Consider the following 24,817-nt stretch of genomic DNA (forward strand, 5'->3'; position numbering starts at 1 on the left):
CTTCGTCTGCCATCACAAGGTGTCCACCTATTTTGGTGGACACCTCATGCATCAGAGCACTCAAAAGCAAAAGGTGCAGGGAAATTCGCGCTTACGAAGATCACGGACGCGGGCCCGCTGCCGCCGCATCCGGGCATGGATCCCGCCGCCAAGGTGAGCATGGAGGACATCGAGCCGGATCTGGTGAGACGTTCGTGCGACTTCATGGACCGCTCGGTGAAGGCCAACAAGCCGTTCTTCCTCTGGCACAACTCCACACGGTGCCACTCCTTCACGCACCTGTCCAAGCAGTGGGACGGCAAGACGGGCTTCGGCCTGTTTGCCGATGCGATGGCCGAACTGGACTGGGTCGTGGGCGAACTGCTCACCAAGCTGGACCAACTCGGCATTGCCGACAATACGATCGTGATGTTCACCAGCGACAATGGCGCGGAAATCTTCAGCTGGCCCGATGGCGGCAATCATCCGTTCCGCGGCGAAAAAGGCACCGTGTACGAAGGAGGCTTTCGGGTGCCGATGCTGGCCAAGTGGCCCGGCGTCATCAAGCCCGGCACCATCATCAACAACGTCATGTCGGCCGAGGACTGGATGCCGACCCTCGTCGCGGCTGCCGGCGGCGATCCGGATCTGAAGCAGAAGCAGAAGCTGCTCACCGGCTACAAGGCGGGCGAGAAGACCTTCAAAAACCATCTCGACGGCTACAACTTCATGCCGTTCTTCGAAGGCAAGGTGACTGAGAGTCCGCGCCGGGAGTTCTTCTATTTCAGCGACAACGCTGATCTGATGGCCGTGCGCTACGACGAGTGGAAGATCACCTTCAAGACCATCGTCGGAAACCTGTTTTCCGGCAAGGAGGATTCCACCAACGTCCCGATCGTGACCAACCTTCGCGTCGACCCGTGGGAGCGCTATCAGACCGAATCGACGTCCTACGGCGAATGGTGGGGCAAGAAACTCTGGGTAATGATGCCCGCCACGACCGTCATGGGTCAGTTCCTCGCAACCTTCAAGAATTACCCCACCCAGCCAGGTCTCCGGGTCCCTGAGCGTCGAGAAGGCGTTGCAGGCGCTGCAGCAGGGAGCCACCAAAAACTGACGTCCGACGCGACCAGTCGTGAATCAATCAAGTCATGCAGGTGGAGCGTATTGGGCCACCTGCTGATCGGGGGCAGCGAAGGTGACACAATGAGTTGGAAGAGCGTCTCAAGCGTTATGTTCGGGGGAATGCTCTGCTTCGTTGCGGGCGTTGCGCGGGCTCAGACCGATCCGCTGCCGTCGTGGACCGACCGCCAGGTCGCGCGCGTCACCGCGGAGGGCGGGCCGGACTTCGTGCCGGCGCCCGAGCGCGTGGCGGTGTTCGACAACGACGGCACGCTGTGGACCGAGCAGCCGTTCTATTTCCAGGGCTTCTTCGCCCTCGACCGCGTCAAGGCGATGGCCCCGAGCATCGGGAATGGAAGACGACGCAGCCGTTCAAGGCGGTGCTCGACGGAGACATGAAGGCGCTGGCCGGCGCGGGCGAAACGGGCCTGATGCAGATCGTCGGCGTCGCCCACAGCGGCATGACCACCGACGAGTTCTCGAAGTCCGTCGTCGACTGGCTCGCGATGGCGCGCCATCCGCGCTTCAACCGTCCCTACACCGAACTGACCTACCAGCCGATGCTGGAACTGCTCGCGCTTCTCCGGAGCAAAGGCTTCAAGACTTTCATCGTGTCCGCCGGCGGCGTGGAGTTCATGCGGCCCTGGACGGAGAGACGTTGGACCCGAAGGAGCGCAGCTTTTATCCGATGGTTGAATTCCGCGACGCCGCCTTCTGGTTCGCCAGGCGCGGACATCTGGTTGTCGTGCCGATCCGGCCGGGCTTCGGCAGTTCGGCTATCGATCTGCCGGACCAAGGCGTATTCAGCACCTATTTCGGCACCGTCGGTAAATGCACCGACGCAAGCTTTCGAACGGCCGGTATCGCAATCGCCAGGCTCAATCAGTGGGTGATCGATTACGTCGTCGGCCAAAAGCTTGCGAGTGCGTCCGGAACGATCGTCGTCGGTCAGTCCGGCGGCGGCTGGGGCGCTTTGGCATTCTCGTCTTTGAATCCGGCCGGTGTGCGAGCCGTCATCACCTTCGAAGCCGGCCGAGGCGGTCGCGTGGACGGGAAGCCCAACAACAACTGCAATCCCGAAAAGCTGATCGAGGCGGCGCGTGAATTCGGTGAGCCATCTCCAAGCAAGCGCGTCTGTCCAGAGCGCGAACTAAGCGGGCGGAGCAGTATCAGGAACTCCTCCGTAGCCGTTGTGCCCGGGGCCGGTACGACAGTGCTCTCCGGGTCGAGCTTGCCAAATACGAACGATGGCTGCCGAAGCATTTGAGAGAAGCTTTCAAGCATTACGAAGAAGGCGTCCCCCTGCGGGTGATCGAAAACGAAGCGATCGACCTGGTGCCTTCCCTGGACGATCGACAGTTGGCAGATCTCATTTATCAATTGGATCGCGATGTTGCGCGCGCGGAAGAGGAGACCGATAGACGGGCGCTGGATCGGTGGTTCGATGGAGGCGGGTACCAGCAAGACCAGGGGACGCGAGGATAGAGAAAAGTTCCCGGTTTCAACAGTTTGGCTTTCAATGGGTCGGAACTGTTGAAACCTTTGATTTTGAATGATAAATACGGTTTCAACAGTATGGACCTTAAACTTACCGAAGTGTTGAAACCATGGATTTTCAAGAGCTTAACAACGATCAGCGCCGCGAAGTGGTCAATAGCCAGCAGCGATTCCAGGCCTTGCGAGACGCGAAGGAGGCGTACGACGCTCATCGCGGTTCCCTGACTTGGGTAGAGTCCAAGGGCCATGAATACCTAGTCCGGAGCTACTACGACAAAGCGGGCCTCCGGAAGCAAAGCTCGCTTGGCGCGCGCTCTCCCGAAACGGAAAAGATGAAGGCCGATTTTGAGGCCAAGCGCACTGCGGCAGAGGACCGACTGAAGAACTTGCGCGACACGATGGCTCGGCAAGCTGCGGTTAATCGTGTGCTCGGCTTGGGGCGTGTACCGCTCATCGGAGCCCGGATCATGCGCGCTCTCGATGGCTTCGGGATGCTGGGTTCAGGCATTCGGATTCTCGGAACGAACGCGATCTACGGTTATGAAGCCTCTTCCGGCGTCAGAATTGATCCGGGTCTCGCCACGACGGAGGACATCGATCTTCTGTTCGACGCGTGCGGCGGGCTTACGTTCGTGGCGGACGACGACGTCTCTGACTCTTCGCTCCTCAAGATACTCCAACGTGTCGACACCAGCTTTGAACGTGCCAAGCAGACTTTCCGCGCTGTAAACCGAGACGGTTATCTCGTCGATCTAATCAAGCCTATGCAGAGCCCTCCCTGGAAGAAAGCTCCAGACAAGATCGGCTCGGACCCAGAAGACCTGACTGCCGTTCAAATCGAAGGACTCGATTGGCTGCAGAATTCTCCGGCTTTCGAGGCGATTGCGATCGACGAAAAGGGTGAACCCGTGCGTATCGTCGCGCCTGATCCCCGGGTTTGGGGCGCCCATAAGCTTTGGTTGTCCCGTCGTGCGGACAGAGAACCGCTCAAGCGCCAACGAGATGCAGCACAGGCGGAAGCCGTGGGGGCTCTGGTCGCGAACTATCTCACTCATCTGCCGTTCGAACCAGAGCAGCTAAAAATGCTCCCGAAAGAAGTGGTAGACAACGCGGCGCCGCTTTTCGCTAAGAAAGACACAGGGGCGCGAGCCTAGCCGCTTACATCGGCGAGAAGTACACCCCGGCACGGCGCCTCAAGGATATTGAGGACATCGACGTTGCGGACGTGCTTTCTGTTTATGACGATGACCGCCGCGAAACTCAGGCGAACAAATCGAAGTTCGACGAGCGGATAGCGCGTCTGAACAAATGGTGGTGCGGCAAAACGCTTTCGGAGGTCAACGGTGCCAATTGCCGGGCATACCAAATGGTTTGAGCCGCGGACCTGCACCCCATGTCCAGCGAAATAGAACAAGGCGACATCGGCTCCGCCAATCTGATTACCGAAGTTCTGTATGGCGCTATCGAAGCTGGCCTTGTCCAGAGGAGTGCTGCTCCGCCCACTAGTGAAAAGCCCACAGATCGAAGCGTTTCGGCAACCAATCGCGCATCATTGCTGGGGTTGTCTAACCTGGAAACATGCTGATAGGCGGAGTTTCCGATTACCAAGGCGACGCGGCGTTCGGCGACCGCTGGATTTGTCGCCAGCATGCTAACTGCAGCGACAATCGCACCAACCACAACCTTGAGCATGCCCAATCCCCCGGTCGTGGGCTTGGTACAGGCTACTACAATCCTCGGGTGCAGAACAACGGTGTCTCGGGAAAGAAGCGTCCGAAACCTAGTGGCGGCTCCTCGCATCGTCAGAGCACGCGGCCAAGTTGCGGACCAAAATCGCGCGGGCTTCTCAGCTTTCATCGATCCCGCCTTAAGAACGGGAACGAGCCGTTCCTGAAGTCTAATCGGGTGACACGGTCTGACGCTCGGATTTTGCCACGTCAGGTAGGTACCGCTTTCGTGCAGCTCAAGCCCACGGCGTAAGCCGCGTGCTCGACACCGGAGCTTTCATCGCCGAAGGCATCGTGCATTTAAGACACTCAGAACCGTGTTATTTAGGGCAAAGCTTTATGGAGTAGCACGCGTCACTTGTGACGCAAGTTGACGCGCCAACGCGGCTCGCGTGGGATCGCTCAGGAACTCGAAAAGATGAGCTAAGTTCAAAAGCACATCTTCGTCGCCAGGATTTGCAATAGAAGCTTCCACGAGAGAATCGACTACCGGTTGCACCTCCGGCTCCTGAAGGCGAATGTCCTCGAAGTTCTTTCCTCGCGCGAGCTCCCGCTTTAGCGCGATCTCGAGCTTTGCCAAAGCCAACAAGCTTTCAAACGTAGGCGACGGAGTTCTGCTACCCTCGATCCAAGTCTTAGCGATATTCGCAGCTCCGTCAGGGCTGTCCTGAAGCGTTCGAAGCACTGCAAGTTGTTGCAGCATTTCGTCCGCGTCTCGTGTGAGCCCCTCCAAAAGGCGCCGTGGACGCGCGCCACCAGTGAGTGCCAGAATATCGTTGGTGAAATCCGCCGTTTTCAATAAAAAACGACACTCTTCGGTGCAAAACTGATCGATGCTTGTCCAGCCTCGACGACCGTTGGCTAGCAAGATTTCAACCCAAGTGCCCTGATACTGAGTGATACGATAAAGGCCCTCTAATTTGGCTACTACCGGTGCACCGACTTTCGGTTGACGTCGCAAGTTACCGACCTGGCGCGCAATTTCGTTAAGGCTCTGCGCTAACTTGGCATCCATATACGTTGTTCCGATCAGAACGCGATCTGATCGGAGACGAGCATACAATGCTCCGCCGCCCATGGCCGTCGGGATACGAACGCTGCTGCTAAACTTTTCCCGGCTGGCGCTCGCCGGCACTTGAAGGAAAGAGTCGATGCTAAACCCATCGCCACGTCGAGCGATTCTTCCCCAAATTGCGAGGCCAAAATTCTGATTTTTTGTCACTAAATCGACTTTGTCGAAGTATGTTACCCCCTTTTCCACTCCGACCGTAGCAGCCGGAGTAGCCAATTGCTCATTCCTAAAGTTCACAACTGCTACCGAATGCACCGGCGCGGTGAAGAGTAATTTTTTGGAGATAAGGAACGCGATGGCATCTCCTAGACCGCTTCCTTGCCGATCCTCGTAAGTAAATACTGCCGTCCGATGGGTGGCGTTGGGAAATATCCTTCCTCCAGCTGAACCCTCTGCGGCTTCTCGAAAATCCGCAACGGCCTTTTTCGCTTCGGCAAGGCGACGTTCCAACTGTTTGATACGCGCTCGAATCCGGGCAGCCTCCCGCAGATAGATTGGCTCGGGTCCATCAGAGGCCGCGGCATCTGCATATCGCTCTTCTATCGAAACAACAGTTTCACGCGACCGCTCAATTTCATCCAATAGTTCTTTTGATTCTCGATAAGCAGGTTGAGCCATGACCTGATTCTCGATGTCGATGATCCGTCTGTATTCTTTTTCGAAGGAAATTTCGCCTCCGGCTTGCGCGGAGTCAGGCAATGTCAGCGCGAATAAGAGAATCGCTAATAGTACTGCCGCGGCTCTATCAAAGCTCATTTGGTAGTCTTCCTCAGGCCAACGTTCGGAAGCTGCTCCTCGCACCCCTTACGTAGTTGGGCAAAATAATCTGCACGCAGTGCATTCGATGAAGTGATTGGCTCCTCTATCAAGCGCTCCCCAACCGAGATGACTTGGAGCGCGGTAGCGCAATCTTTTCTTTTAGCTAATCCTGCAGCAATTGATGCCAGCACGGCAAGATGCGTTTCATCTGAAACTGATACCGCGCTAGGCGTATCGAGTTCGAGATTCCGGTTAGAGGCAAGCTGAGGATCGGGGAAGAAATCGTACGCATCGCTGACGTAAAAGCTGACAGCGTAGCCAAGCAGACGCTTGTCGTGGGAAACATCTCCGTCCACGAAGGCGTCCGCCTTCAGCGCTTTCGCATATCCCGCTCCCAACTTGCTGGTTGCGGGTTTTGCACTTTCGCACGGCTCAAACGACGGCTGCTTGTCCAAAATCAGATGCACGGCTTGCAAACGCGTCTTCAGCGAGAACTCCAACGATTTCGCGATGCGGCGAGATAGGTCGGACAACGTTCCTGCCGGACTGGGCGGTAGAAAATTGCCGATGATTACCGAGTGTTCCGCTTGAGATCTGCATTCAAGTAGACCGATCGGATAGAGTTCCAGATCTTTGACCGCACCCGAGCTCCCATCCATAATTTGTAGGTTTTCCGTGCTGGCCGCGTGGCCGGCGCCGCTGGCAGTGATGGTTGCGAATGCTGTAGCAGGTATCGTTGATGGCATCACGAACGGTACTCGGTAAACGCCATCCCCGTCGCTTTTGGCGGCGCCGATCCGACGGGAAGAGTATTCAACATACACATCAGCGCCGGCCACCGGCCGCTTTGTGATCGCATCAAATATATGACCACCGACGAACGAGTCGGCAAAGGCGCACCCTATCGTGCACGTCCAATAAATCGCCGAGCTAACGACGAGGCGCGAGACGCAGCGATGATCGCCCATCTTTTGATTTCCTACCGTTTACAGACCCGCAGCTCGCGAAAGGTTCAAAGTAAGATGACGAGTCGTCTGACCATTTCAAAGTTATAGAATACCTCTGAATATCTTGCGGTTGAATCCTCAGTTCGACAGTGTTCCCATTTCCGATCGGATAGCGGACCATTCCGTCGCCGGCAGATACATCCAGGAAAAGCGGCGTAGCTGATTCGTTCGGTGTCAACATGTCTATCGAGGTAGCGATCTGACAAGCACGAGGTGTCGGAAGCGGAGGCACGAACTTGAAACCGAGTACCAGCAGCACGCCGATTAGAGCAGCAACGGCGGCCATACGTCGGCCAAGACCACGTCGCCCGTGTTTTTCGGCCTCGATTGCGTCACGCAACTGCGCCGCCTGAGCTTCGAGCACCTCAATCTGCTGAACTTCAGAGGCGCTCAAGAGCTTACGCTTGTCGATAAATCGCAGGGCTGCTGTACGTCCCTGAAGGACTAAAAATTCCTTCTGTTGATCTGTGAGGTCGAAGTCGACTGTGCCGATGGGATCGGTGTCGATCATGATCGTTCGATCGCGATACTGATCGATGAGCTTCGCGTCGTTCCTATCAATATTTATGTGCAGTAGGTCGTCCCACACTGATGACGGTTTTAGGGAGTCTGGTTTTACTGATCCGAGATAAAGGCCAATGAAGTTAAGACGGGCAGCCGTCGGATCTCGCTGGGCCTCTTGCTGCAGAAAGATCTGGATGGGATAATTATTTAGCAGACCACCGTCATAAACCCGCCGATTATTGAACATTTGCGGTTGGAAGAGGTATGGTATCGACATGCTGCAACGAACGGCCGTGTGGACCGCGGTATCTTTGTGCTCACCGATTTTGTCGAACGTCACTTCACCGGCGCGCCGTGTCGATGCATAAACGACCGCCCGCTTAGGTAGGTGCTGCATTTCAATGTCGGCTAGCCGATCTATTCGGCTGTGTAACTCCCCCCGGAGCCAATCCACGAATGTGTGTCCGGGATGCAATCCTCGTGTTGTCCAGAAGGTGAAAGGAAGAAGCCAGATATTTCCATCGAGGAAGTCTGTGAAGCGCTGGTCACGCAGCGTAGCCTCGAGGGCCGCACCACTAGCTCCGGACGCAAACAATGTGGCGGCGATGGCGCCTGCGGAGGTCCCTACAAAGCACTGAAATTCGAAGAAACGTTCTAGCTCTCGCATTGCACCAGCAAATGCAAGACCCTTAACCCCTCCACCCTTCATAATAAGCGCGTCGATAGCGATCTTGCTTTGAACGCCGTCGTCTCTTGCTTTAGACTCAGCCGACGGCTGGGCTACAACTGCTGAGAACGCAGTCTGCCGATGCGACTCTGAAATCCCGTCTGACTGCATTTAGGCGCACTGATGTCAAATTAAGCCAAGGATCGTCACAGAGGGACTGGCTGGAAGGTTTTTCGTTGCAACCTTTGATCTCTTTGGTCCTTGTTATCCAATCGCAACCAGCGCGCGAACGCAAGCGGAGGAATCGACCGGTTCTTTTTGGCCAGCCCTGATCTGCGATGTGACAGTCGCCCACGGCGCCGGGCAGCCAATGGCGACCAAATCCTTGGAAAATATCTACATCAGCCGCCGCGTGGGCCTCTGCTGCTTCCTGTATCTCGTGCTCATAGCGACTTCGGCCTTATGGAGCTCGTGCGCATAGTGCTGACGGTCGCGGCCGGAGAGGGGCGGGGTGATGATTCTGGCGGCTGGCATGCCGGAGGCTTCCTCCGACGAGGGTTATTCGCAAGCCGCTAGGGCTGGCTCGCTAAGCGGATGGCACCGCTAGTTGTTCGTCAAGACCGAACCCTGGGCGGCCAGATTGGCTGTGGAAAATTGGAGGTCTAAGCGATGCCGTCCGGCCGTCGCCAATCAGCCGCCAAGTGTGCGTACGGGGAAGTTTCACGATAAATCAGAGTGATAGGTGTTAACAACCAATGTAAAAGTTCCTATTCTAAGTTGAAATATGCCCCCTTGACGGATTCGGTTCGATGAATCATATGTACGGCAACATGGCCCGCCCCTCTGCACGAAAGTGTACGGGTGGGTCTTCTTTTTATAGGCCTCTGTGAATGGCCTATAGCAAGCCATACTTGTCTGTCCCGGATCAACTGGCCCTAATAAAGGGCCGGGGAATGATCATTTCGGATGACGCCCTGGCTGAGGTTTACCTAAATCGTATCGGCTATTACCGCCTCAGTGGCTATTGGTACCCGTACAGGGAATCGCAAGGGTCAGGCGCCAGCCTCGTTGTAGGCGATAAGTTTCGTCCCAACACCAAATTTTCCGAAATCGTTGAATTATACGTCTTCGACAAGAAGCTTCGCCTGCTCCTGATGGATGTGATTGAGCGCATCGAAATCGCGCTTCGTGTCCAAATCACTCTGGAACTGGGCAAGTTAGGTGCGCAAGCGCATCGAGACGCGCAGGCACTGCATCCGAACTTCCAGCGCGCCTCCGCACCAGGTTCTGCCGAAAGCCGTCACCAGAAATGGCTTCGCCGACATGACGAGGCCTTCGCTCGCTCAAAAGAGGAGTTCGCAAAGCATTTCAAATCCAAATATGCGGGGGAACATCCGCCGATCTGGATTGCCGCAGAACTCTGGGATTTCGGGGCGATGTCCTTTCTGTATTCCGGGATGCGAAAGAACGGTCAGCTCGCGGTCGCCCAATTTTTCGGTGTCCCGTCCTTCCAAATCATGGAGAGCTGGCTTCACGCCTTGAATGTCGCACGAAATATCTGCGCTCATCACAGTAGGTTCTGGAATAAGCCCACACCCGTCCAACCAAAGTGGCCAACGCCCGCCGAATGCCCTGATCTAGGGCACATCGCTACAAATATTCACGCGCTCACGCGCGTATACGCTATTGCCTGCATGTGCGCTCACTTCCTCAAAACCATTAATCCAAACTCAAGCTGGCTGAAACGCTTCAAAGCTTTGGCCGCGACCTTCCCCAACTCTTCTATCGTCAGTATCAAGTCGGCGGGATTTCCTCAGGATTGGGACAAGGCCAACCTCTGGGCCTGACAAGATTAACCATTTCTCAGGAAAGCGGGTACGCAAACACTTTTGCGTTGTAGGGTCGCACCAGTTCTAGCGAGCGACACACAAATCGATGGCTTACCTTGATAGGGTTGTGCCAGTAGTCGATCTAACGATTTCTCGACTGGCTTCTCAGCGCTTTTTGGTCGATCCAATCTCGGGCGAGAAATTCTCCCGGCAGACCAGTATAATTAGTTCAGCGTACAAGCGTCACGGTGCGATTCTTGAGGTAGCAATCAGAGAGAGCCTTCGGGAGAGCAACCGGCATCGGGTTTGGAGGGAGGATGCCTTCAAAGTCTCCCGTGCTGCCGATCAGATTGTTGGGCACAGACTGACGAAGCGTACTCGTCCACAACCCTTCCTTACGGCGAGGCGGTCCGCACGCTGCAGGTCGACATGATAGCATTCGACGACGCAGACAACACCCTTCGTGCCTACGAGATCAAGCGGGGAAATGGCGCGTTCGATGCTGGGAAGATCCGATCGATCCGCCGCGACCTCACCGTTACGCAAATGCTTCTCAAGAGCTATGGGGAGACCTTCAAGTTAAATCCCGTCAAAGCGGAAGCCCGTGTTATCTTCTATTATGGGATTCGGTCGCTGCCTCGTCCGTACTCGCTGATTGGAGCCGAGCTTAACGATCACTTCGGCTTCGCTGTGTACGATCTGGTTGAGACTGCAAATGTTTACTTCCGCCAGAAGCTTCATGAGCTGCTTGAGCGGATCTGAGGGGCAAAATGCAGAATACGTCGCACGCCGTGATGGCTCAGCGGATCGAAGCAGCAGATAGCCTTGACAACTTCCCGACGCCGCCCTGGGCAACTCGCGCTCTCATGGAGCATGTGATTGGCGACGCCGGTCCATTCCGAAAGTTGAGTTGCTTGGAGCCGGCTTGCGGCGCCGGCCATATGGCTCGGCCTCTTAAAGAGTACTTCGGGAAGGTGAAAGCCTCGGACATTCACTCTTACGGGTATGGCTCCGTCGCCGACTTCCTAAGTGCTCCGATGCAGGCAGGTTCGGTGGATTGGGTAATTACCAATCCCCCCTTCAGGTTAGCCGAAGACTTCATCAAGCGCGCGCTGATCGTGGCTCGCCAGGGTGTTGCGATCCTCGCTCGGACGGTGTTTCTCGAAAGCGTCGGTCGCTATCGCGAAATTTTTGAGCAAACGCCACCTGCGAAGTTTGCCCAATTCACCGAGCGCGTTCCGATGGTGAAGGGCAGACTCGACGCGAAGGCATCTACCGCTACCGGATATGCATGGATTGTCTGGGAGAAGCAGGCGGCGGAAGCTCCTCGTCTCATGTGGGTGCCGCCCTGTCGCAAGAAGCTCGAGCGGCCTGGGGACTATCAAAGCTAATGCCCTGCTTACCCGGTGCTTACCCGGCTAAGCGGTGAAGTAACGAAATTTCGATAAGCTGTTGATTTTGCTGGCGCACCCGACACGATCCGAATGTGTGACCTTTGCCTTCGGAGGGCAACAGTCAGGCGCGCAGACGATCTCTTAGTCACGGTGTGCTACGGAAGGGCTAGATAAATCTGCTCTTCATTCATGCCTTAGCGGTCCAGCGACCCAATGAAAGCAACCCACTAGGCTTCTGTTGCGACATCGTCAAACCAGTGTTTTCCGGCATCGTCTATCACGCCAACTATTTGCGCTTCATGGAGCGCGGACGGACCAATCATCTGCGGCTGATGGGCGCCGAGCAGCAGGCATTGTTCGAGCAGGCCGAGGCGGAAGACACAAGCTTCGCCTTCGTGGTGCGCTCGATGCATCTGGATTTCCTCAAGCCTGCCCGGATGGACGACGTGCTCGATGTCGTGACTTGGCCGGTCGCGGTAAAGGGCGCCTCGATCATGCTGGCGCAGGAGGTGCGGCGCGGGGAAAACGTGCTGGTCAAAGCCGAGGTACGCGTCGCCTTCATCAGCGGCGGCCGCGCCCAGCCGATCCCGAAATCGATCCGCGCCTTGATGAAGGCTGATCTGATTTCGTGATCGGGCGATAGCGGGCGGCCCCTCGACTCCCCCGCGCGCGGCGATAGATTGCACTCCCGCCAACCGATGAGGTCCTCATGTCGCGCCCGCCGCTTCCGCCCTTTACCCGTGAGACCGCAGCGCAAAAGGCCCGCATGGCCGAGGATGCCTGGAATTCGCGCGACCCGGTGCGCGTCTCGCTCGCCTATACCGAGGACAGCCGCTGGCGCAATCGCTCCGAAATGTTTCAGGGGCGTGAAGCCATCGTCGCATTCCTCACCCGCAAATGGGAGAAGGAGCACGACTACCGCCTGATCAAGGACCTCTGGGCGTTCGACGAAAACCGCATCGCCGTGCGCTTCCAGTACGAATGGCACGATGCGAGCGGCCAGTGGTATCGCTCCTACGGCAACGAGCAGTGGGAGTTCGACGAGCACGGCCTGATGCGGCGGCGCGAAGCGTCGATCAACGACGTGGTGATTACGGAGAAGGACCGGCGGTTTCACTGGCCGGCACCGGGGCCGAGGCCGGCGGATGTGGCGGGGTTGGGAACCGATCCGTTCTGAGATTTCAAGCCTCATGGTGAGGAGCCGCGAAGCGGCGTCTCGAACCATGCGGGCCCCCGTTGCTGTAGCGGGGCCTCGATCCTTCGAGACGCGCGCAAATGGCGCGCTCCTCAGGATGAGGAGATGGGCCTGCGCGCCAGAAATCTCGTAATCGCCCCACCAAGCTTGGCGTGGTCCATCGGCTCCGCCAGCGACTCCTTCGCCGTGGCAACGACGGCGTCCGGCGCCTTGCCGTCGCGCAGCTCGCAGCACACTTGCGCAAACTCCACGTCGAACTCCGGATGCGGCTGCACGGTGAGCGTCGCGCCGTTGGCGTAGAGCAGGCCGGCGTGCGGGGTGAATTCGGAGGAGAGGATCGTCAGCGCATCGTTGGGCGGCTCGATCACCTGGTCCTGATGCGAGCAGGCGATGGCGACCGCTTCGCCGTCGACGACGCCGTTGTCCGGCAGCACCTGATAGACGTGCCGGCCGATGCCCCAGCCCTTCTCCGACTTGCGTACGGTGCCGCCGAGCGCCTGCGCGATCAGCTGATGACCGAAGCAGATGCCGACCATCGGTGTCCTGCTGGCGTAGGCCGTGCGCACGAAATCTTCCAGCGGCGCGATCCAGTCGAGCCCGTCATAGACGCCGGCGGCGGCGCCGGTGATCAGCACCGCCTCCAAATTGCGCGGATCGGGCAGCGCATCGCCGCTCGGGATGCTAACGATGTCGATCGTGGCTGTCGGATCCTCAGCGCGGACCATGCGCTTGAACATGTCGGGGAACGAACCGTGGCGCTCGCGATATTTCTGTGGGACCTGCCCGGTCTCGATGATAGTGATGCGTGCCATGCGCCCTCTGGTAAAGCTCAAGCCTGGTCGCTTTCTGACCCATGTTGCTGGTGTGGCGCTGTGCGCTCCAGCAGCACACTCTCTTTCCGGACCTCGTTGAGAAACGCCTTGGCCAGGCGCGACAGCGGCTCGGCTTCCGACCATAGCATATAGGCCACCGCGTGCGTCGTCGGCGCGAACGGCCGCACGACGAGGCCGGTCCCGCCGTTCTGCCGCGGCGAGAAGGGATCGACCACGGCGGCGCCGACGCCGGCGGCGGCGAGCACGCAGGCCGTGTTGCAGTAGCGCACCTCGACGGTCGGCTGGAACGGCGCGCCGGCGCGTGCGAAACTGTCGCGCACGGCCTCACCAAGCCGCGTGCCGCGCTCGAGCCCGATGAAGGGCAGGCCGGACAGGTCCGCGGCCGAGATCACGGGCCGGTCGGAGAGCGGGTGCTGCGGCGGCAGCACGCACACCATCTCGCCGGTGTGCACCACCTCATGGGCTATGCCCGGATGATGTGTCAGCCCGAGCGCGAAACCGAGCTCGGCGACGCGGTTGAGCACGCCTTCGATGATGCCCTCATAGCGCCGCACGTCGAAGAACACCCGCGTCTCCGGGCGGCGGCGCAGGAAGGCTGACAGTGCCGAAGGGATGATGCTGTAGGCGAGCGGCGGCGTCGCGACCAGCGCGAGATGCCCGGAGCGGTTCTCGCGCAGATCGCGCACGCGGTTCTCGAGCTTTGCGTGCAGCGCGAAGATCGCCTCGCTCTCCTTGTAGAGCGCCATCGCTTCCGTGGTCGGAAACAGCCGGTTGTTGACGCGTTCGAACAGCGCAAAACCCGCCTGCGCCTCCATCGTCTTCAGCGCGTTGCTGACGGCGGGCTGCGACAGCGCCAGTTCGTCGGCGGCCGCAACCGTGGTGCGGTGGCGGATGACGGCGCGGAGAATCTCGAGCTGGCGCAGGTTCATATCACTGCCGATTATACTCTGGGCCAAAACATCATAGCAGGACGAATTGATTTTGCAGCCCCGCTTCCGCGTAATGGCAGCGGATTTGCACGTCGCATCAAAGGGTTCATCCGCCCATTGAGGCGGCACTGCGCACAGATTGGAGGCAATCTTGGTTCGTGTCCTTCGCGCCGCCGCCGCACAGATGGGGCCGACGCAAAAAGCCGATACACGCGAGCATACGCTGTCGCGGATGCTCGCGCTGCTGGAGGAGGCGGCCGGCCGCGGCGCCAGCCTCGTGGTGTTTCCCGAGCTTGCCTTCACGACCTTCTTTCCGCGCTGGCTGCTCGAAGGCGAGGCGCTCGACCATTATTTCGAACGCGGCATGCCGAACCCGAACGTCGCCGCCTTGTTCGACCGTGCGCGTGCGCTGCGCGTCGGCTTCTATGTCGGCTATGCCGAGCTGACGCCGGATGGACGGCGCTACAATTGCGCCATCCTGGTTGACCGCGATGGCGAGCTGCTCGGCCGCTATCGCAAGGTGCATCTGCCGGGCTCGGTCGAGCCGCGACAAGGTGCGCGCTACCAGCAGCTCGAGAAACGCTATTTCGAATATGGCGATCTCGGCTTTCCGGCCTTCCGCTCCGGCTCGGCCTGGGCCCACGCCATCATGGGCATGATGATCTGCAACGATCGCCGCTGGCCGGAATCCTGGCGCGTGCTTGGCCTGCAGGGCGTCGAGCTCGTCTGCATCGGCTACAATTCGGCGGCCTATGATCCCAATGGCGGCAGCACGGAAGATGCCTCCTTGCGGACCTTCCACTCTACGCTGGTAACGCAGGCCAACGCCTACATGAACGCAACCTGGGCGATCTCGGTGGCGAAGGCGGGCGAGGAGGACGGCTCCGGGCTGATCGGCGGCTCCTGCATCGTCGATCCCAATGGCCGCATCGTGGCGCAGGCCGCAACGCTGACTGACGAGGTGATCGTCGCCGACATCGATCTCGACCTCTGCCGCCAGGGCAAGGACAAGATGTTCAACTTCGCCGCGCACCGGCGGCCGGAACAATACAGGGTAATCACCGAACGCGCCGGCGTCATCGAACCCGCGGTTCTCGACGCGGACTGACAGGATGTTCCAACAACGTTGGCAAAGGAGCCGATATGACGCGCCTCTCGTATTTCCTCGGCATCGCAGCGCTGGCGGCCGCGACGTCCGCGCAGGCGGCGGAGCTTCCGGCCGAGATCAAGCAGGCGGGCGCGTTGAAGCTCACGGTCAACTCCACTTACGCGCCGATGGAATATCGCGATCCCGCGACCAATGAGCTCGTCGGGCTCGACGTCGATCTGGCGAACGAGTTCGCCAAGCGCCTCGGCGTGAAGATCGTCTGGAGCGAGACGCCGTTCGCCGAATTGATCCCGTCGCTTCAGACCAAGCGCGCCGATTTCATCATCTCCGGCATCTCCGATCGCGCCTCGCGGCGCGAGACCGCAGATTTCGTCGATTATCTCGGGACCGGCCCACAGTTCTTCGTGATGGCGGAGAACGAAGCCAAAGCTGCGACCGATCTCTGCGGCAAGAAGGTCGGGACCACCCGCAGCACCAGCTTCCCGGTCGAGATCGAGAAGTGGAGCAAGCAGAATTGCGAGCCGGCCGGCAAGCCGGCGATCCAGTACGTCCCGGGCGAGAACTCGATCGACGTCCGCAACCAGCTCAAGCAGGGCCGCATCGACGCCGCGGTACAGGGCAGCGAGACGCTACCTTATGCGCAGACGCAGGAACCCGGCAGATACCGCGTGATCGGCGAGCCTTTTGCCAAAGGATATCAGGGCATCATGTTCCGCAAGGACGATTCGGCCCTGCGTGAGGTGGTGACCGAGAAGCTCACCGCGATGATAGCCGACGGCTCCTACAAGGCTGTCCTCGACAAATGGGGTCTCGGCGCCAACGCGGTCGCCCAGCCCATGCTGAACGCGGCGGCGCAATGATGCCGGCACCGGCACTCGCGGAGGGTTTTCCCGATCTGTCGGGGATGCGGATCGCGCGCAAGCCGCATTGGTTTCGCTGGCTCAGCGCAGCGCTGATCGTTGCTGTGCTCGCATTGATCGTTCGCGCCTTCGCGGGCGGCCAGATCGAATGGTCGTATGTCAGCCGCTTCCTGACCGTCAAGGTCATTCTGGAAGGCATCGTCAACACCATGGTGATGGCGGTTCTGGCAATGGCGCTCGGCATCTTCCTCGGCGTGGTCGTCGCGATCATGCGGCTGTCGCCCAATCCGGTGCTGAAGACCGTCGCCGCCGGCTACACCTGGTTATTCCGCGGTACGCCGCTGATCCTGCAACTGCTGCTGTGGTTCAATCTCGCGCTGGTGTTTCCGACCATCGGCATTCCCGGCCTGTGGAGCGCGCGCGCCGTCGACGTCATGACGCCGTTCCTTGCCGCGCTGCTCGGGCTTGGCATCAACCAGGGTGCCTATACCTCCGAAGTGATGCGCGCCGGCATGCTGTCGGTCGATATCGGGCAATATGAGGCGGCGCAGGCGATCGGCATGGGACGCTTGCGTGCGCTGCGCCGGATCGTGCTGCCGCAGGCGATGCGAGTGGTGATCCCGCCGCTCGGCAATGAGTTCATCGGCATGGTGAAGGCGACCTCGCTCGCCAGCGTCATCCAGTATCCGGAGTTGCTGCACAACGCCGAAAACATCTACTACGCCAATTCGCGCGTGATCGAACTCCTGATCGTGGCCGGGCTCTGGTACCTGCTCGTCGTCTCGGTCCTGACGCCGCTCCAGATGCTGCTCGAGCGCCGTTTTGCGCGCGGCACGTTGCGGCTCGCGCGATGACAAAACCCCTCGTCGCGATCCGCTCCGTCAGCAAGAGTTTTGGCGAGTTTCAGGCTCTCAAAAATGTCTCGCTCGACATCCGGCCCGGCGAGGTGATGTGTCTGATCGGCGCCTCCGGCTCGGGCAAGACCACGCTGCTCCGCTGCATCAACCAGCTCGCCGCGATCGACAGTGGCGGCATCTGGCTCGACGGCGAGCTCTTGGGCGTGCGGGAGCAGGGCGGCCGGCTGCATCGGCTCAGCGAACGCGAGATCGGGCGGCAGCGGCTGAAGACCGGCATGGTGTTCCAGCGCTTCAACCTGTTTCCACACAAGACCGCGCTCGAAAACATCACCGAAGGTCCGCTCCAGGTCCAGAGCCGAAAATCCGACGAGGTGCGTGCGGAGGCGATCGAGCTGCTGCGGCGCGTCGGATTGTCGGCCAAAGCGGACTCGTATCCCGCCCAGCTCTCCGGCGGCCAGCAGCAGCGCGTCGCGATTGCCCGCGCGCTTGCCATGAAGCCGATGCTGATGCTGTTCGACGAGCCGACCAGCGCGCTCGATCCCGAGCTCGTCGGCGAGGTCTTGGCGGTCATGAAGGAGCTGGCGCGAAGCGGCATGACCATGATGGTCGTGACGCACGAACTCGGCTTCGCACGCGAGGTCGCCGACCGCGTCGTCTACATGGACCAGGGCGCGATCATCGAGCAGGGGCGCGCATCCGATGTCTTGGGCGCGCCGCGCGAGGAGCGCACCAGGGCATTTCTTTCGGCAGTGATCTGAAATGGGGACGTGTTGATGAAGAGACTTTTGGTAGCTGTGGCGCTGTTCGGTGCCATGAGTGTCTCGGCGATGGCCATCGAGCTGCCGGCGGAGATCGCCAAGCGCGGCAGCATCAAGGTGGCGGTGGTGCCGAACTATCCGCCGATGGAGTTCCGCGATCCCGCCACCAACGCGCTGTCGGGCTTCGATATCGACCTCGGCGAGGCGCTCGGGCGCAAGCTTGGCGTCAAGATCGAATGGACCGAGACCAGCTTTGCCGAGTTCATGCCGTCGATTTCGACGGGCCGGGTGGATGCCATTCTGTCCGGCTTTACGGACTATGCCAGCCGGCACGAGATAGCATCCTTCGTCGATTATTTGCGCAGCGGTCCAAAGTTCTTCGTGCAGCAGTCCCGCGCGTCCGAGTTCAAGGACATGGCGGCGCTATGCGGCAAGAAGGTCGGCGCCAGCCGCCGGACCATGTTTCCGGCTGAGATCGACAAGTGGAGCCAGAAGAATTGCGGCAGCAATTCGATCCAGTTCGTCGGCACCGACGGCTCGGCCGATGCGCGTAACCAGCTCAGGCAGGGCCGTATCGACGCTGCCGTGCAGGGCAACGAAACGCTGCCCTATCTGATGGACCTCGAGCCGGGCACCTATGCGCCGGTCGGCGAGCCCTTCGCGACGCAGTTCACGGGCATCGCGCTGCCGGTCAAGGAAAAGGCGTTGCAGCAGGCGGTGGTCGAGGCGCTCGATGCGCTGATCGCTGACGGCATCTATCGTACCCTGCTTGCCAAGTGGAAACTGAACGACAACGGATTAGAGAAGGCAACCATCAATGCTGGACAGTAAGGCACTCAAGAGCATCCCGCTCGTTCCGGCCAACACCGCGGATCCCGCGCCGGAATACCCGTGGCCGAAGCCGTACAAATCGGCGATGTTCCTCTCCTTCGACGTCGACGCCGAGAGCGCGTGGACCAGCAAGGACGCCGTTCACGCCCAGCGGCTCATCACCATGAGCTATGGCGGCTACGAGGCGCGGGTCGGCACGCCAAAACTGCTGGAGCTGCTCGACCAGCTCGATCTCAAGGCGACGTTCTTCGTCACGGGCTGGTCGGTCGACGCGCATCCGGCAATGGCGGAATCCATCCTCAAGGCCGGTCACGAGATCGGCCATCACGGCTATCATCACTTGCTGCCTGATCCCGGCGATCCCTGGATCGAGGAGGAGCTGGAACGCGGCTTCGAGGCGCTGAAGCGCCGGCTCGGTGTCAGGCCGACCGGCTATCGCGCGCCTTACGGCGAGTTCACCGAGGAGCTGCGCGTCGCGCTGGTGCGTCATGGCATCGTCTACACGTCCTCCTTCCGTGATGACGTTCGGCCCTATCGCCATCGCCTTGCCGACGGCAAGCCCGGCACGATCGAGCTGCCGGTCACGGCGAGCTATGACGACTGGATGCACGGGCTCTCCGCGCGCTTCAGCCCGCGCTCGATCTTCCCCAAGGAACATGTGCTCTCGATCTGGAAGGACGAGCTCGACGAAACCAGAGACTGGGGCGCGATGGTGACGACGGTGCTGCATCCGCAATGCAGCGGCCGTCCGATGCGGCTGCGCCTGCTGCGCGAGTTCCTGACTTACGCAAAGTCGTGCCCGGATGTCTGGATCACGACCGGTGAGAAGATCGCGGCCAACTTCCTGCGCCACGAGGCCGGAAAAAGCTGAGCCACGCCATGACCCGCATCCTTGGTCATCAACCCCAACTCCTCCGCGTCGGTGACGGCGGCGATCGACGACGCGGTCGCGCCGCTGCGCATCGCCGGTGGGCCCGACATCGAGGTGGTTGGCCTTGCCGAGGGGCCACCGGGCATCAGCTCGCAGCGCGATGCCGACAGCGTCGTGATGCCGCTGGTCAACCGCGTGTCGCGCGACAATGCGGATGCGTTCGTGCTCGCCTGCTTCAGCGATCCCGGCCTGCATGCGGTGCGTGAAGCCGCCGGCGGTCGCCCGGTGATGGGCATCGCCGAGTGCGGCATCTTTCGCGCGCTGATGCTGGGCGAACGTTTCGGAATCATCGCGCTGTCGCCATCGAGCATTCGCCGCCAGCAGCGGATGGTGCGGGTGATGGGCGTCGATAGCCGTTATGCCGGAAGCTGGTCGGTCGGCGCGAGCGCGGCGGAGACGGCAGGCGCGGACATCCGGGGACGGTTGATCGAAGCCGGCCGCGCGCTGGTCACCCAATGCCGCGCCGATGTCGTGGTGATGGGCTGCGCCGGCATGGCCTCGCATCGCGCAGCGATTGCGGAGGCCATCGGCGTTCCCGTGGTCGAGCCGACGCAACAGGCGGTCGCGGCCGCGATCGGTGCCGTCTTGCTCAACGGATGAGACGCGAGTGATGAGGTCTGGCTTTTCTGACACCGTTCTGGCCGCGCACTGGCTGCAACCTCTCCCGCTTGCGGGAGAGGTCGCGCCGAAGGCGCGGGTGAGGGCTCTCTGCTCTTGGGGGTCCTCGCCTGCGGAGGCACCCTCTCCCCAGCCCTCCCCCGCAAGCGGGGGAGGGGGCGCACCGACGCTGCGGCTGGACATCGCGTCACACAGGAGCCATCCGTAATGCCTATCTCTCGCCGCTCGCTCCTTAGGGCCGCAGCCGCTGTACCGGCGCTGTCATTCCCCGGCATCGCCCGCGCCGAATCCCAGACCACGCTGCGCTTCATTCCGGTGATCGACCTCGCTTTCGTCGATCCCATCTATTCCACGGCACAAGTGTCGCGAAACCACGGCTTCATGGTCTACGACACGCTCTATGGCATGAGCTCCTCCCTGCAAGTCTCGCCGCAGATGCTGTCGGGCCACGCCATCTCCGGTGACCAGCTCCAGTGGGATCTGACGTTGCGCGACGGCCTGTTCTGGCACGACGGTGAGCGCGTGCTCGCCCGCGACTGCGTCGCGAGTATCCGCCGCTGGGCCGCGCGCGACGGCTTTGGCGGTGAGCTGATGGAGGCGACCGACGAGTTGTCGGCCGCTGACGACCGCACCATCCGCTTCCGCCTCAAGCGTCCATTCCCGCTGCTGCCGCAGGCGCTCGGCAAGGCCGCGATCAACGCGTGCTTCATGATGCCGGAGCGGCTCGCGAGTCAGGACCCGTTCAAGCCGCTGACCGAAGTGATCGGCAGCGGCCCGTTCCGCTATCTCGCCGACGAGCGCGTGCAGGGTGCGCGCAACGCCTATGCCAGGTTCGAGCGCTATCAGCCGCGCACGGATGGCAAGCCGGATTGGACCGCGGGCCCGAAGATCGTGCATTACGATCGGGTGGTCTGGACCACCACGCCCGATGCCGGCACCGGCGTCGCCGCGCTTCAGACCGGCGAGCAGGATTGGCAGGAGACCACGCCGCACGATCTGTTGCCGATCATCAAGGCCGCCGGTGATATCGAGACGCGCATCCTCGATCCCCGCGGCTATGCCTGCATGCTGCGCCTCAACCATCTTCAGCCGCCGTTCGACAACCCTGCCGTTCGCCGCGCGCTCCTGGGGGCGATCGATCAATCCGCCTTCATGACCGCGGTGGCCGGTACCGACCCGAACTTTCAGGTCTCCCCGATCGGCTATTTCGCGCCGAATACGCCGATGGCGAGCGAGGTTGGCCTCGACGTGTTCCGCGGCCCGCGTGACTACGCCAAGGTGAAGGCCGACCTCAAGGCCGCGGGGTATAATGGCGAGAAGATCGTGGTGCTCGTCCCCACCAACTCACTGGCGCAGAAGCCGCTCGGCGAGATCGCCGTCGATTCCTTGCGCAAGGCCGGCATGAACGTGGAATATGCCGGACTTGATTTCGCCGTGGTGTTGCAGCGCCAGCTCAAGAAGGACCCGATCGGGCAGGGCGGCTGGAGCGCCGCGGTCGGCAACTGGCAGGGCATCGACTGGCTCAATCCGGCCGGCAACACCAACATCCGCGGCGAGGGCAAGGTCGCCGGCTGGTATGCGAGCGAGAAGATGGCCGGCCTGCGCAGCCAATGGCTCGCGGCCTCGGAGCTCGCCGAGCAACAGCGCACCTGCCGCGAGATCCAGGCGGTGGCTTTCCAGGAAATCCCCTATATTCCGATCGGCCTGTACAAGCAGCCGACTGCCTATCGCAAAGCTATCACCGGCATTCTCGACGGCACCGCCGTGTTCTGGAACGTACGCCCCGCATGAGCACCTCAGCAATTTTCGGCAGCTATGTGCTGTCACGCAAGGACGGCGCGCAGGACGTGTTGCGCGACCACTGGGTCCTGATCGAAGGCAAGACCATCGCCGCGGTCACGCGCGACAAGCCGCAGGCTGACGAGGTGCATGACCGCCCCGGCCGCTTCGTGCTGCCGGGCCTGTTGAACTTGCACAATCACTGCTTCTCGGAAGCGGTGGCGCGCAGCCACACCGAGGACGGCAATGGCCGCAAGAACAACCAGAGCATCGTCTACACGGTGCTGCTGCCGCTGACCAAGCGCGGCGCCGATATCTTGTCGGCGGAAGAGCGTATGGCGGTGGCGCGGCTCGGTATTCTTCAACTCCTGAAGGGCGGCGCCACCACGGTGATGGAGCCGTTCCGCAATTCGATCCCGGAGATGTTCGACGCCGCCGAGGAGATGGGAATTCGCTTCTACGGCGCGCCCTATCTGTTCTCGACGTCGGACGCCAGGGCCGGCCCCGATGGCATCGTGCACTATTCCGGTGATGACGGCACCGCCGACATGGCGACTTGGGATGCGCTCTACCAACGCTGGAACAATCGCGGCGACGGTCGCATCGGCCTTGCGATGAGCCCACACGCCACCGACACCTGCGGCCCCGATCTCTTGAAAGCCTGCGCCACGCGGGCGCGCGAGCTTGGGGTGCCCATCACGACCCATATGGCGCAGACTCGCGCCGAGGTTGAAACGATCGGCAAACGCTATGGCGGCCGCACGCCGGCGCAATATCTCGACTGGCTGGGCCTGCTGGCGCCCGATCTGATGGCGGCGCACTGCATGTTCAGCACCGACGACGATCTCAAGCTGATGGCCGCGCGCGGCATGACGGTTCTCAACTGCCCGCGCGTGTTCGCGCGCGCCGGCGTTACCGCCGCGTTCAGCCGGTTTGCGGAACACGGCGTTCGCACCGTGGTCGGAACCGATGGCTACAACATGGACCTGCTCGGCGAACTCAATGCCGCGTCGTTGATCTCCAAGATCACCTCAGCGCGGGCCGATGTCGCGAACTCACCCGAATTGATCGAGGCGAACACGGCAATTGCCGCCGATGTCATCAAGCGGCCTGACCTCGGCCGCATCGAGCCCGGCGCGACCGCCGACCTCACCATCGTCGATCTCACCCATCCGCATCTTCAACCGCTGTTTGACCCGCGCCGTGCGCTGATCGCGCTCGCCAATCGCGCCAATATCGATCAGGTCATGGTGGACGGTCGCATGCTGGTCGATGCTGGCCGTTATCTCGGCGCTGACGAGGCGGCGATCACAGCTGCCGGCACCGCTGCGATCGGCAAGATCTGGGACCTGCCGGAGGCTCAGGCCGCGTTCACCGGCTGAGCGTTCTCCTGGGAGCCACGAAGAAGGTGCGCTCCCTCTCCCGCTTGCGGGAGAGGGCAGGGGAGAGGGCTCTCTCCATACTGGGACACTCCCGATCAGGAGAGAGCCCCCACCCGGCGCTTCGCGCCGACCTCCCCCGCAAGCGGGAGAGGTTGCAGCGAGCCCGTGGCGAAATCGCTTCAACCCAAACGCGTTCTAATCCTCGAATTCGGCGAGCGCCTTGCGCATAGTCTCGACCAGATCCAGCGCCACCGGCGAGGGGCTGCGCTGCGCCGGAAAGACCGCCGAGAATTCGAAGTCGATGCGAGGCAGGAAGCGGCGCACGACGACGCCGCGGGTGGAAAATTCCTGCGCGGTGAAGGGATCGCAGATGGCGACGCCAAGCCCCGACGACACCATGCCGCACATGATCTCCGACAGCGTGGTCTCGACCCTGAGCACGCGGCGGACATCGTGGCGATGGAAGACCTGGTCGACGAGATGCCGGCTCGACGAGCCCGCCGACAACGAGATGAAAGTCTCGCCCTCGAAATCGCGGGGCTCCAGCACTTCCTTTTCTGCGAGGCGGTGACCGGTCGGCAGCACCGCGACGCGGGCCGGCGCTGGCAGCTTCTGGCTCGGCAAGCCGGAATGCGCGATCGGCACTTCGGCAAAGCCGACGTCGCATTGGTTGTTCAGCACCCAATCGACCACGATCGGCGAGATCACGCCGAAGAAGGCGAGGTTGAGGTTGGGCCGCTCCTTCAGGAAGTGCCCGGTGAGCCGCGGCAAATAGCCGTTCGACAGCGCCGGCAGCGCTGCGATCCGCAAGGAGCCGGTGCGCCGGCCACGGATTTCTTCTGCTGCCGCGGTGATGCGTTCGAGGCCGACGAAGGAGCGCTCCACCTCCGTGTAGAGCGCCATCGCCGCGGCGGTCGGCACGAGGCCGGTGCCGCGCCGCTCGAACAGCTCCATCTTCAACAGCGCCTGGAGGTCGCGCAGCAACCGGCTGACCGCCGGCTGCGTCACTTTCATCAGCGCCGCCGCCTCCGTCACGCTGCCGGTCAGCATCGTCGCCCGGAAGGCTTCCACCTGTCGCGAATTGATCCGCGCCATCCCGAATTCCATTCATAACATTTAGGCATGCAGAGGGTGCCATTATTCATTGGACGACGGAAGCCCGGGTTTGCGATCTTTTTC

General features: G+C 60.9%; 22 protein-coding genes and 3 pseudogenes. 18 read left to right on the forward strand and 7 right to left on the reverse strand.

Annotated elements, in window-relative coordinates:
* Window positions 1–204: 204 nt before the first annotated feature.
* The 4 genes and pseudogenes from ABIB90_RS11490 to ABIB90_RS11505 form a co-directional block, all read left to right on the forward strand.
* Window positions 205–870 (forward strand): annotated as a pseudogene (locus ABIB90_RS11490) (sulfatase-like hydrolase/transferase); the annotation flags it as partial.
* Between the two features lie 342 nt (window positions 871–1,212).
* Window positions 1,213–1,757: pseudogene (locus tag ABIB90_RS11495) on the forward strand (haloacid dehalogenase-like hydrolase); the annotation flags it as partial.
* 2 nt (window positions 1,758–1,759) lie between these two features.
* Window positions 1,760–2,368 (forward strand): dienelactone hydrolase family protein, encoded by a 609-nt coding sequence (locus ABIB90_RS11500; protein ID WP_245286382.1) that lies wholly within the window; start codon window positions 1,760–1,762, stop codon window positions 2,366–2,368.
* Between the two features lie 340 nt (window positions 2,369–2,708).
* A complete protein-coding gene (locus tag ABIB90_RS11505) occupies window positions 2,709–3,752 on the forward strand; it encodes a GSU2403 family nucleotidyltransferase fold protein (RefSeq protein ID WP_027520069.1) in 1,044 nt (347 codons plus the stop codon).
* A 206-nt stretch (window positions 3,753–3,958) separates the two neighbouring features.
* Here ABIB90_RS11505 and ABIB90_RS11510 read toward each other — a convergent pair.
* The 4 genes and pseudogenes from ABIB90_RS11510 to ABIB90_RS11525 form a co-directional block, all read right to left on the reverse strand.
* Window positions 3,959–4,248, reverse strand: a pseudogene (locus ABIB90_RS11510) (caspase family protein); the annotation flags it as partial.
* A 414-nt stretch (window positions 4,249–4,662) separates the two neighbouring features.
* A complete protein-coding gene (locus tag ABIB90_RS11515; RefSeq protein WP_027520068.1) occupies window positions 4,663–6,153 on the reverse strand; it encodes an SH3 domain-containing protein in 1,491 nt (496 codons plus the stop codon).
* The gene (locus ABIB90_RS11520) at window positions 6,150–7,124 is read right to left on the reverse strand and encodes a hypothetical protein (RefSeq protein ID WP_354200682.1); all 975 of its coding nucleotides are present in this window, start codon (window positions 7,122–7,124) and stop codon (window positions 6,150–6,152) included. The genes ABIB90_RS11515 and ABIB90_RS11520 overlap by 4 nt, the downstream gene beginning before the upstream one ends.
* The gene (locus ABIB90_RS11525) at window positions 7,087–8,505 is read right to left on the reverse strand and encodes a patatin-like phospholipase family protein (protein ID WP_027520066.1); all 1,419 of its coding nucleotides are present in this window, start codon (window positions 8,503–8,505) and stop codon (window positions 7,087–7,089) included. The genes ABIB90_RS11520 and ABIB90_RS11525 overlap by 38 nt, the downstream gene beginning before the upstream one ends.
* Before the next feature lie 782 nt (window positions 8,506–9,287).
* On the opposite strand from ABIB90_RS11525, the gene ABIB90_RS11530 reads away from it, so the two are divergent.
* From ABIB90_RS11530 to ABIB90_RS11550, 5 genes are all read left to right on the forward strand, one after another.
* Window positions 9,288–10,181, forward strand: coding sequence for an Abi family protein (locus tag ABIB90_RS11530; protein ID WP_354101493.1), 894 nt, complete (start codon window positions 9,288–9,290; stop codon window positions 10,179–10,181).
* 411 nt (window positions 10,182–10,592) lie between these two features.
* Entirely contained in the window at window positions 10,593–10,925 is a 333-nt protein-coding gene (locus ABIB90_RS11535; protein WP_354200683.1) for a hypothetical protein, read from the forward strand.
* 8 nt (window positions 10,926–10,933) lie between these two features.
* Window positions 10,934–11,554 carry an SAM-dependent methyltransferase gene (locus tag ABIB90_RS11540; protein ID WP_354101495.1) on the forward strand — a complete coding sequence of 207 codons (621 nt, stop codon included), beginning with the start codon at window positions 10,934–10,936 and terminating at the stop codon, window positions 11,552–11,554.
* 173 nt (window positions 11,555–11,727) lie between these two features.
* Window positions 11,728–12,189 carry a YbgC/FadM family acyl-CoA thioesterase gene (locus ABIB90_RS11545; protein WP_354200841.1) on the forward strand — a complete coding sequence of 154 codons (462 nt, stop codon included), beginning with the start codon at window positions 11,728–11,730 and terminating at the stop codon, window positions 12,187–12,189.
* 77 nt (window positions 12,190–12,266) lie between these two features.
* Window positions 12,267–12,734, forward strand: a complete 468-nt coding sequence (locus ABIB90_RS11550; RefSeq protein WP_007596408.1) for a nuclear transport factor 2 family protein — start codon at window positions 12,267–12,269, stop codon at window positions 12,732–12,734.
* A gap of 110 nt (window positions 12,735–12,844) precedes the next feature.
* Here the strand turns inward: ABIB90_RS11550 and ABIB90_RS11555 are convergent, their stop codons facing one another.
* Entirely contained in the window at window positions 12,845–13,564 is a 720-nt protein-coding gene (locus tag ABIB90_RS11555; protein WP_007596407.1) for a type 1 glutamine amidotransferase, read from the reverse strand.
* Between the two features lie 17 nt (window positions 13,565–13,581).
* A complete protein-coding gene (locus ABIB90_RS11560) occupies window positions 13,582–14,514 on the reverse strand; it encodes a LysR family transcriptional regulator (protein WP_007596406.1) in 933 nt (310 codons plus the stop codon).
* 151 nt (window positions 14,515–14,665) lie between these two features.
* On the opposite strand from ABIB90_RS11560, the gene ABIB90_RS11565 reads away from it, so the two are divergent.
* From ABIB90_RS11565 to ABIB90_RS11605, 9 genes are all read left to right on the forward strand, one after another.
* On the forward strand, window positions 14,666–15,622 hold the full coding sequence (locus ABIB90_RS11565) for an N-carbamoyl-D-amino-acid hydrolase (RefSeq protein WP_007596405.1): 957 nt from the start codon (window positions 14,666–14,668) through the stop codon (window positions 15,620–15,622).
* A gap of 35 nt (window positions 15,623–15,657) precedes the next feature.
* Window positions 15,658–16,482 carry an ABC transporter substrate-binding protein gene (locus ABIB90_RS11570; protein ID WP_354167980.1) on the forward strand — a complete coding sequence of 275 codons (825 nt, stop codon included), beginning with the start codon at window positions 15,658–15,660 and terminating at the stop codon, window positions 16,480–16,482.
* Window positions 16,479–17,336 (forward strand): amino acid ABC transporter permease, encoded by an 858-nt coding sequence (locus tag ABIB90_RS11575; protein ID WP_035993541.1) that lies wholly within the window; start codon window positions 16,479–16,481, stop codon window positions 17,334–17,336. The genes ABIB90_RS11570 and ABIB90_RS11575 overlap by 4 nt, the downstream gene beginning before the upstream one ends.
* Window positions 17,333–18,097: an amino acid ABC transporter ATP-binding protein gene (locus ABIB90_RS11580; protein WP_219683521.1), complete on the forward strand. Its 765-nt coding sequence runs from the start codon at window positions 17,333–17,335 to the stop codon at window positions 18,095–18,097. The genes ABIB90_RS11575 and ABIB90_RS11580 overlap by 4 nt, the downstream gene beginning before the upstream one ends.
* Before the next feature lie 15 nt (window positions 18,098–18,112).
* A complete protein-coding gene (locus ABIB90_RS11585) occupies window positions 18,113–18,928 on the forward strand; it encodes an ABC transporter substrate-binding protein (RefSeq protein ID WP_354167983.1) in 816 nt (271 codons plus the stop codon).
* Window positions 18,915–19,799, forward strand: a complete 885-nt coding sequence (locus tag ABIB90_RS11590; protein ID WP_354167985.1) for a polysaccharide deacetylase family protein — start codon at window positions 18,915–18,917, stop codon at window positions 19,797–19,799. Before ABIB90_RS11585 ends, ABIB90_RS11590 begins: the two co-directional genes overlap by 14 nt.
* Before the next feature lie 21 nt (window positions 19,800–19,820).
* Window positions 19,821–20,459 (forward strand): aspartate/glutamate racemase family protein, encoded by a 639-nt coding sequence (locus ABIB90_RS11595; protein WP_354200684.1) that lies wholly within the window; start codon window positions 19,821–19,823, stop codon window positions 20,457–20,459.
* Between the two features lie 225 nt (window positions 20,460–20,684).
* On the forward strand, window positions 20,685–22,268 hold the full coding sequence (locus ABIB90_RS11600; RefSeq protein WP_354167989.1) for an ABC transporter substrate-binding protein: 1,584 nt from the start codon (window positions 20,685–20,687) through the stop codon (window positions 22,266–22,268).
* Window positions 22,265–23,638, forward strand: a complete 1,374-nt coding sequence (locus ABIB90_RS11605) for an amidohydrolase family protein (RefSeq protein ID WP_354200685.1) — start codon at window positions 22,265–22,267, stop codon at window positions 23,636–23,638. Before ABIB90_RS11600 ends, ABIB90_RS11605 begins: the two co-directional genes overlap by 4 nt.
* Window positions 23,639–23,833: 195 nt before the next feature.
* Here the strand turns inward: ABIB90_RS11605 and ABIB90_RS11610 are convergent, their stop codons facing one another.
* Entirely contained in the window at window positions 23,834–24,733 is a 900-nt protein-coding gene (locus ABIB90_RS11610; RefSeq protein WP_354167993.1) for a LysR substrate-binding domain-containing protein, read from the reverse strand.
* Between the last annotated feature and the right edge of the window lie 84 nt (window positions 24,734–24,817).

This window comes from Bradyrhizobium sp. JR4.1, from assembly GCF_040548605.1.
GTDB classification, from domain to species: Bacteria; Pseudomonadota; Alphaproteobacteria; order Rhizobiales; family Xanthobacteraceae; genus Bradyrhizobium; species Bradyrhizobium canariense.

Excerpts from the sequence above, each read along its gene's own strand:
- ABIB90_RS11605 (WP_354200685.1), top strand. The coding sequence starts at position 22,265 with ATGAGCACCTCAGCAATTTTCGGCAGCTATGTGCTGTCACGCAAGGAC.
- ABIB90_RS11525 (WP_027520066.1), bottom strand. The coding sequence starts at position 8,505 with ATGCAGTCAGACGGGATTTCAGAGTCGCATCGGCAGACTGCGTTCTCA.
- ABIB90_RS11520 (WP_354200682.1), bottom strand. The coding sequence starts at position 7,124 with ATGGGCGATCATCGCTGCGTCTCGCGCCTCGTCGTTAGCTCGGCGATT.
- ABIB90_RS11550 (WP_007596408.1), top strand. The coding sequence starts at position 12,267 with ATGTCGCGCCCGCCGCTTCCGCCCTTTACCCGTGAGACCGCAGCGCAA.
- ABIB90_RS11580 (WP_219683521.1), top strand. The coding sequence starts at position 17,333 with ATGACAAAACCCCTCGTCGCGATCCGCTCCGTCAGCAAGAGTTTTGGC.
- ABIB90_RS11555 (WP_007596407.1), bottom strand. The coding sequence starts at position 13,564 with ATGGCACGCATCACTATCATCGAGACCGGGCAGGTCCCACAGAAATAT.
- ABIB90_RS11570 (WP_354167980.1), top strand. The coding sequence starts at position 15,658 with ATGACGCGCCTCTCGTATTTCCTCGGCATCGCAGCGCTGGCGGCCGCG.
- ABIB90_RS11530 (WP_354101493.1), top strand. The coding sequence starts at position 9,288 with ATGATCATTTCGGATGACGCCCTGGCTGAGGTTTACCTAAATCGTATC.
- ABIB90_RS11540 (WP_354101495.1), top strand. The coding sequence starts at position 10,934 with ATGCAGAATACGTCGCACGCCGTGATGGCTCAGCGGATCGAAGCAGCA.
- ABIB90_RS11560 (WP_007596406.1), bottom strand. The coding sequence starts at position 14,514 with ATGAACCTGCGCCAGCTCGAGATTCTCCGCGCCGTCATCCGCCACCGC.
- ABIB90_RS11515 (WP_027520068.1), bottom strand. The coding sequence starts at position 6,153 with ATGAGCTTTGATAGAGCCGCGGCAGTACTATTAGCGATTCTCTTATTC.
- ABIB90_RS11575 (WP_035993541.1), top strand. The coding sequence starts at position 16,479 with ATGATGCCGGCACCGGCACTCGCGGAGGGTTTTCCCGATCTGTCGGGG.
- ABIB90_RS11535 (WP_354200683.1), top strand. The coding sequence starts at position 10,593 with ATGATAGCATTCGACGACGCAGACAACACCCTTCGTGCCTACGAGATC.
- ABIB90_RS11600 (WP_354167989.1), top strand. The coding sequence starts at position 20,685 with ATGCCTATCTCTCGCCGCTCGCTCCTTAGGGCCGCAGCCGCTGTACCG.
- ABIB90_RS11505 (WP_027520069.1), top strand. The coding sequence starts at position 2,709 with ATGGATTTTCAAGAGCTTAACAACGATCAGCGCCGCGAAGTGGTCAAT.
- ABIB90_RS11585 (WP_354167983.1), top strand. The coding sequence starts at position 18,113 with ATGAAGAGACTTTTGGTAGCTGTGGCGCTGTTCGGTGCCATGAGTGTC.
- ABIB90_RS11610 (WP_354167993.1), bottom strand. The coding sequence starts at position 24,733 with ATGGCGCGGATCAATTCGCGACAGGTGGAAGCCTTCCGGGCGACGATG.
- ABIB90_RS11590 (WP_354167985.1), top strand. The coding sequence starts at position 18,915 with ATGCTGGACAGTAAGGCACTCAAGAGCATCCCGCTCGTTCCGGCCAAC.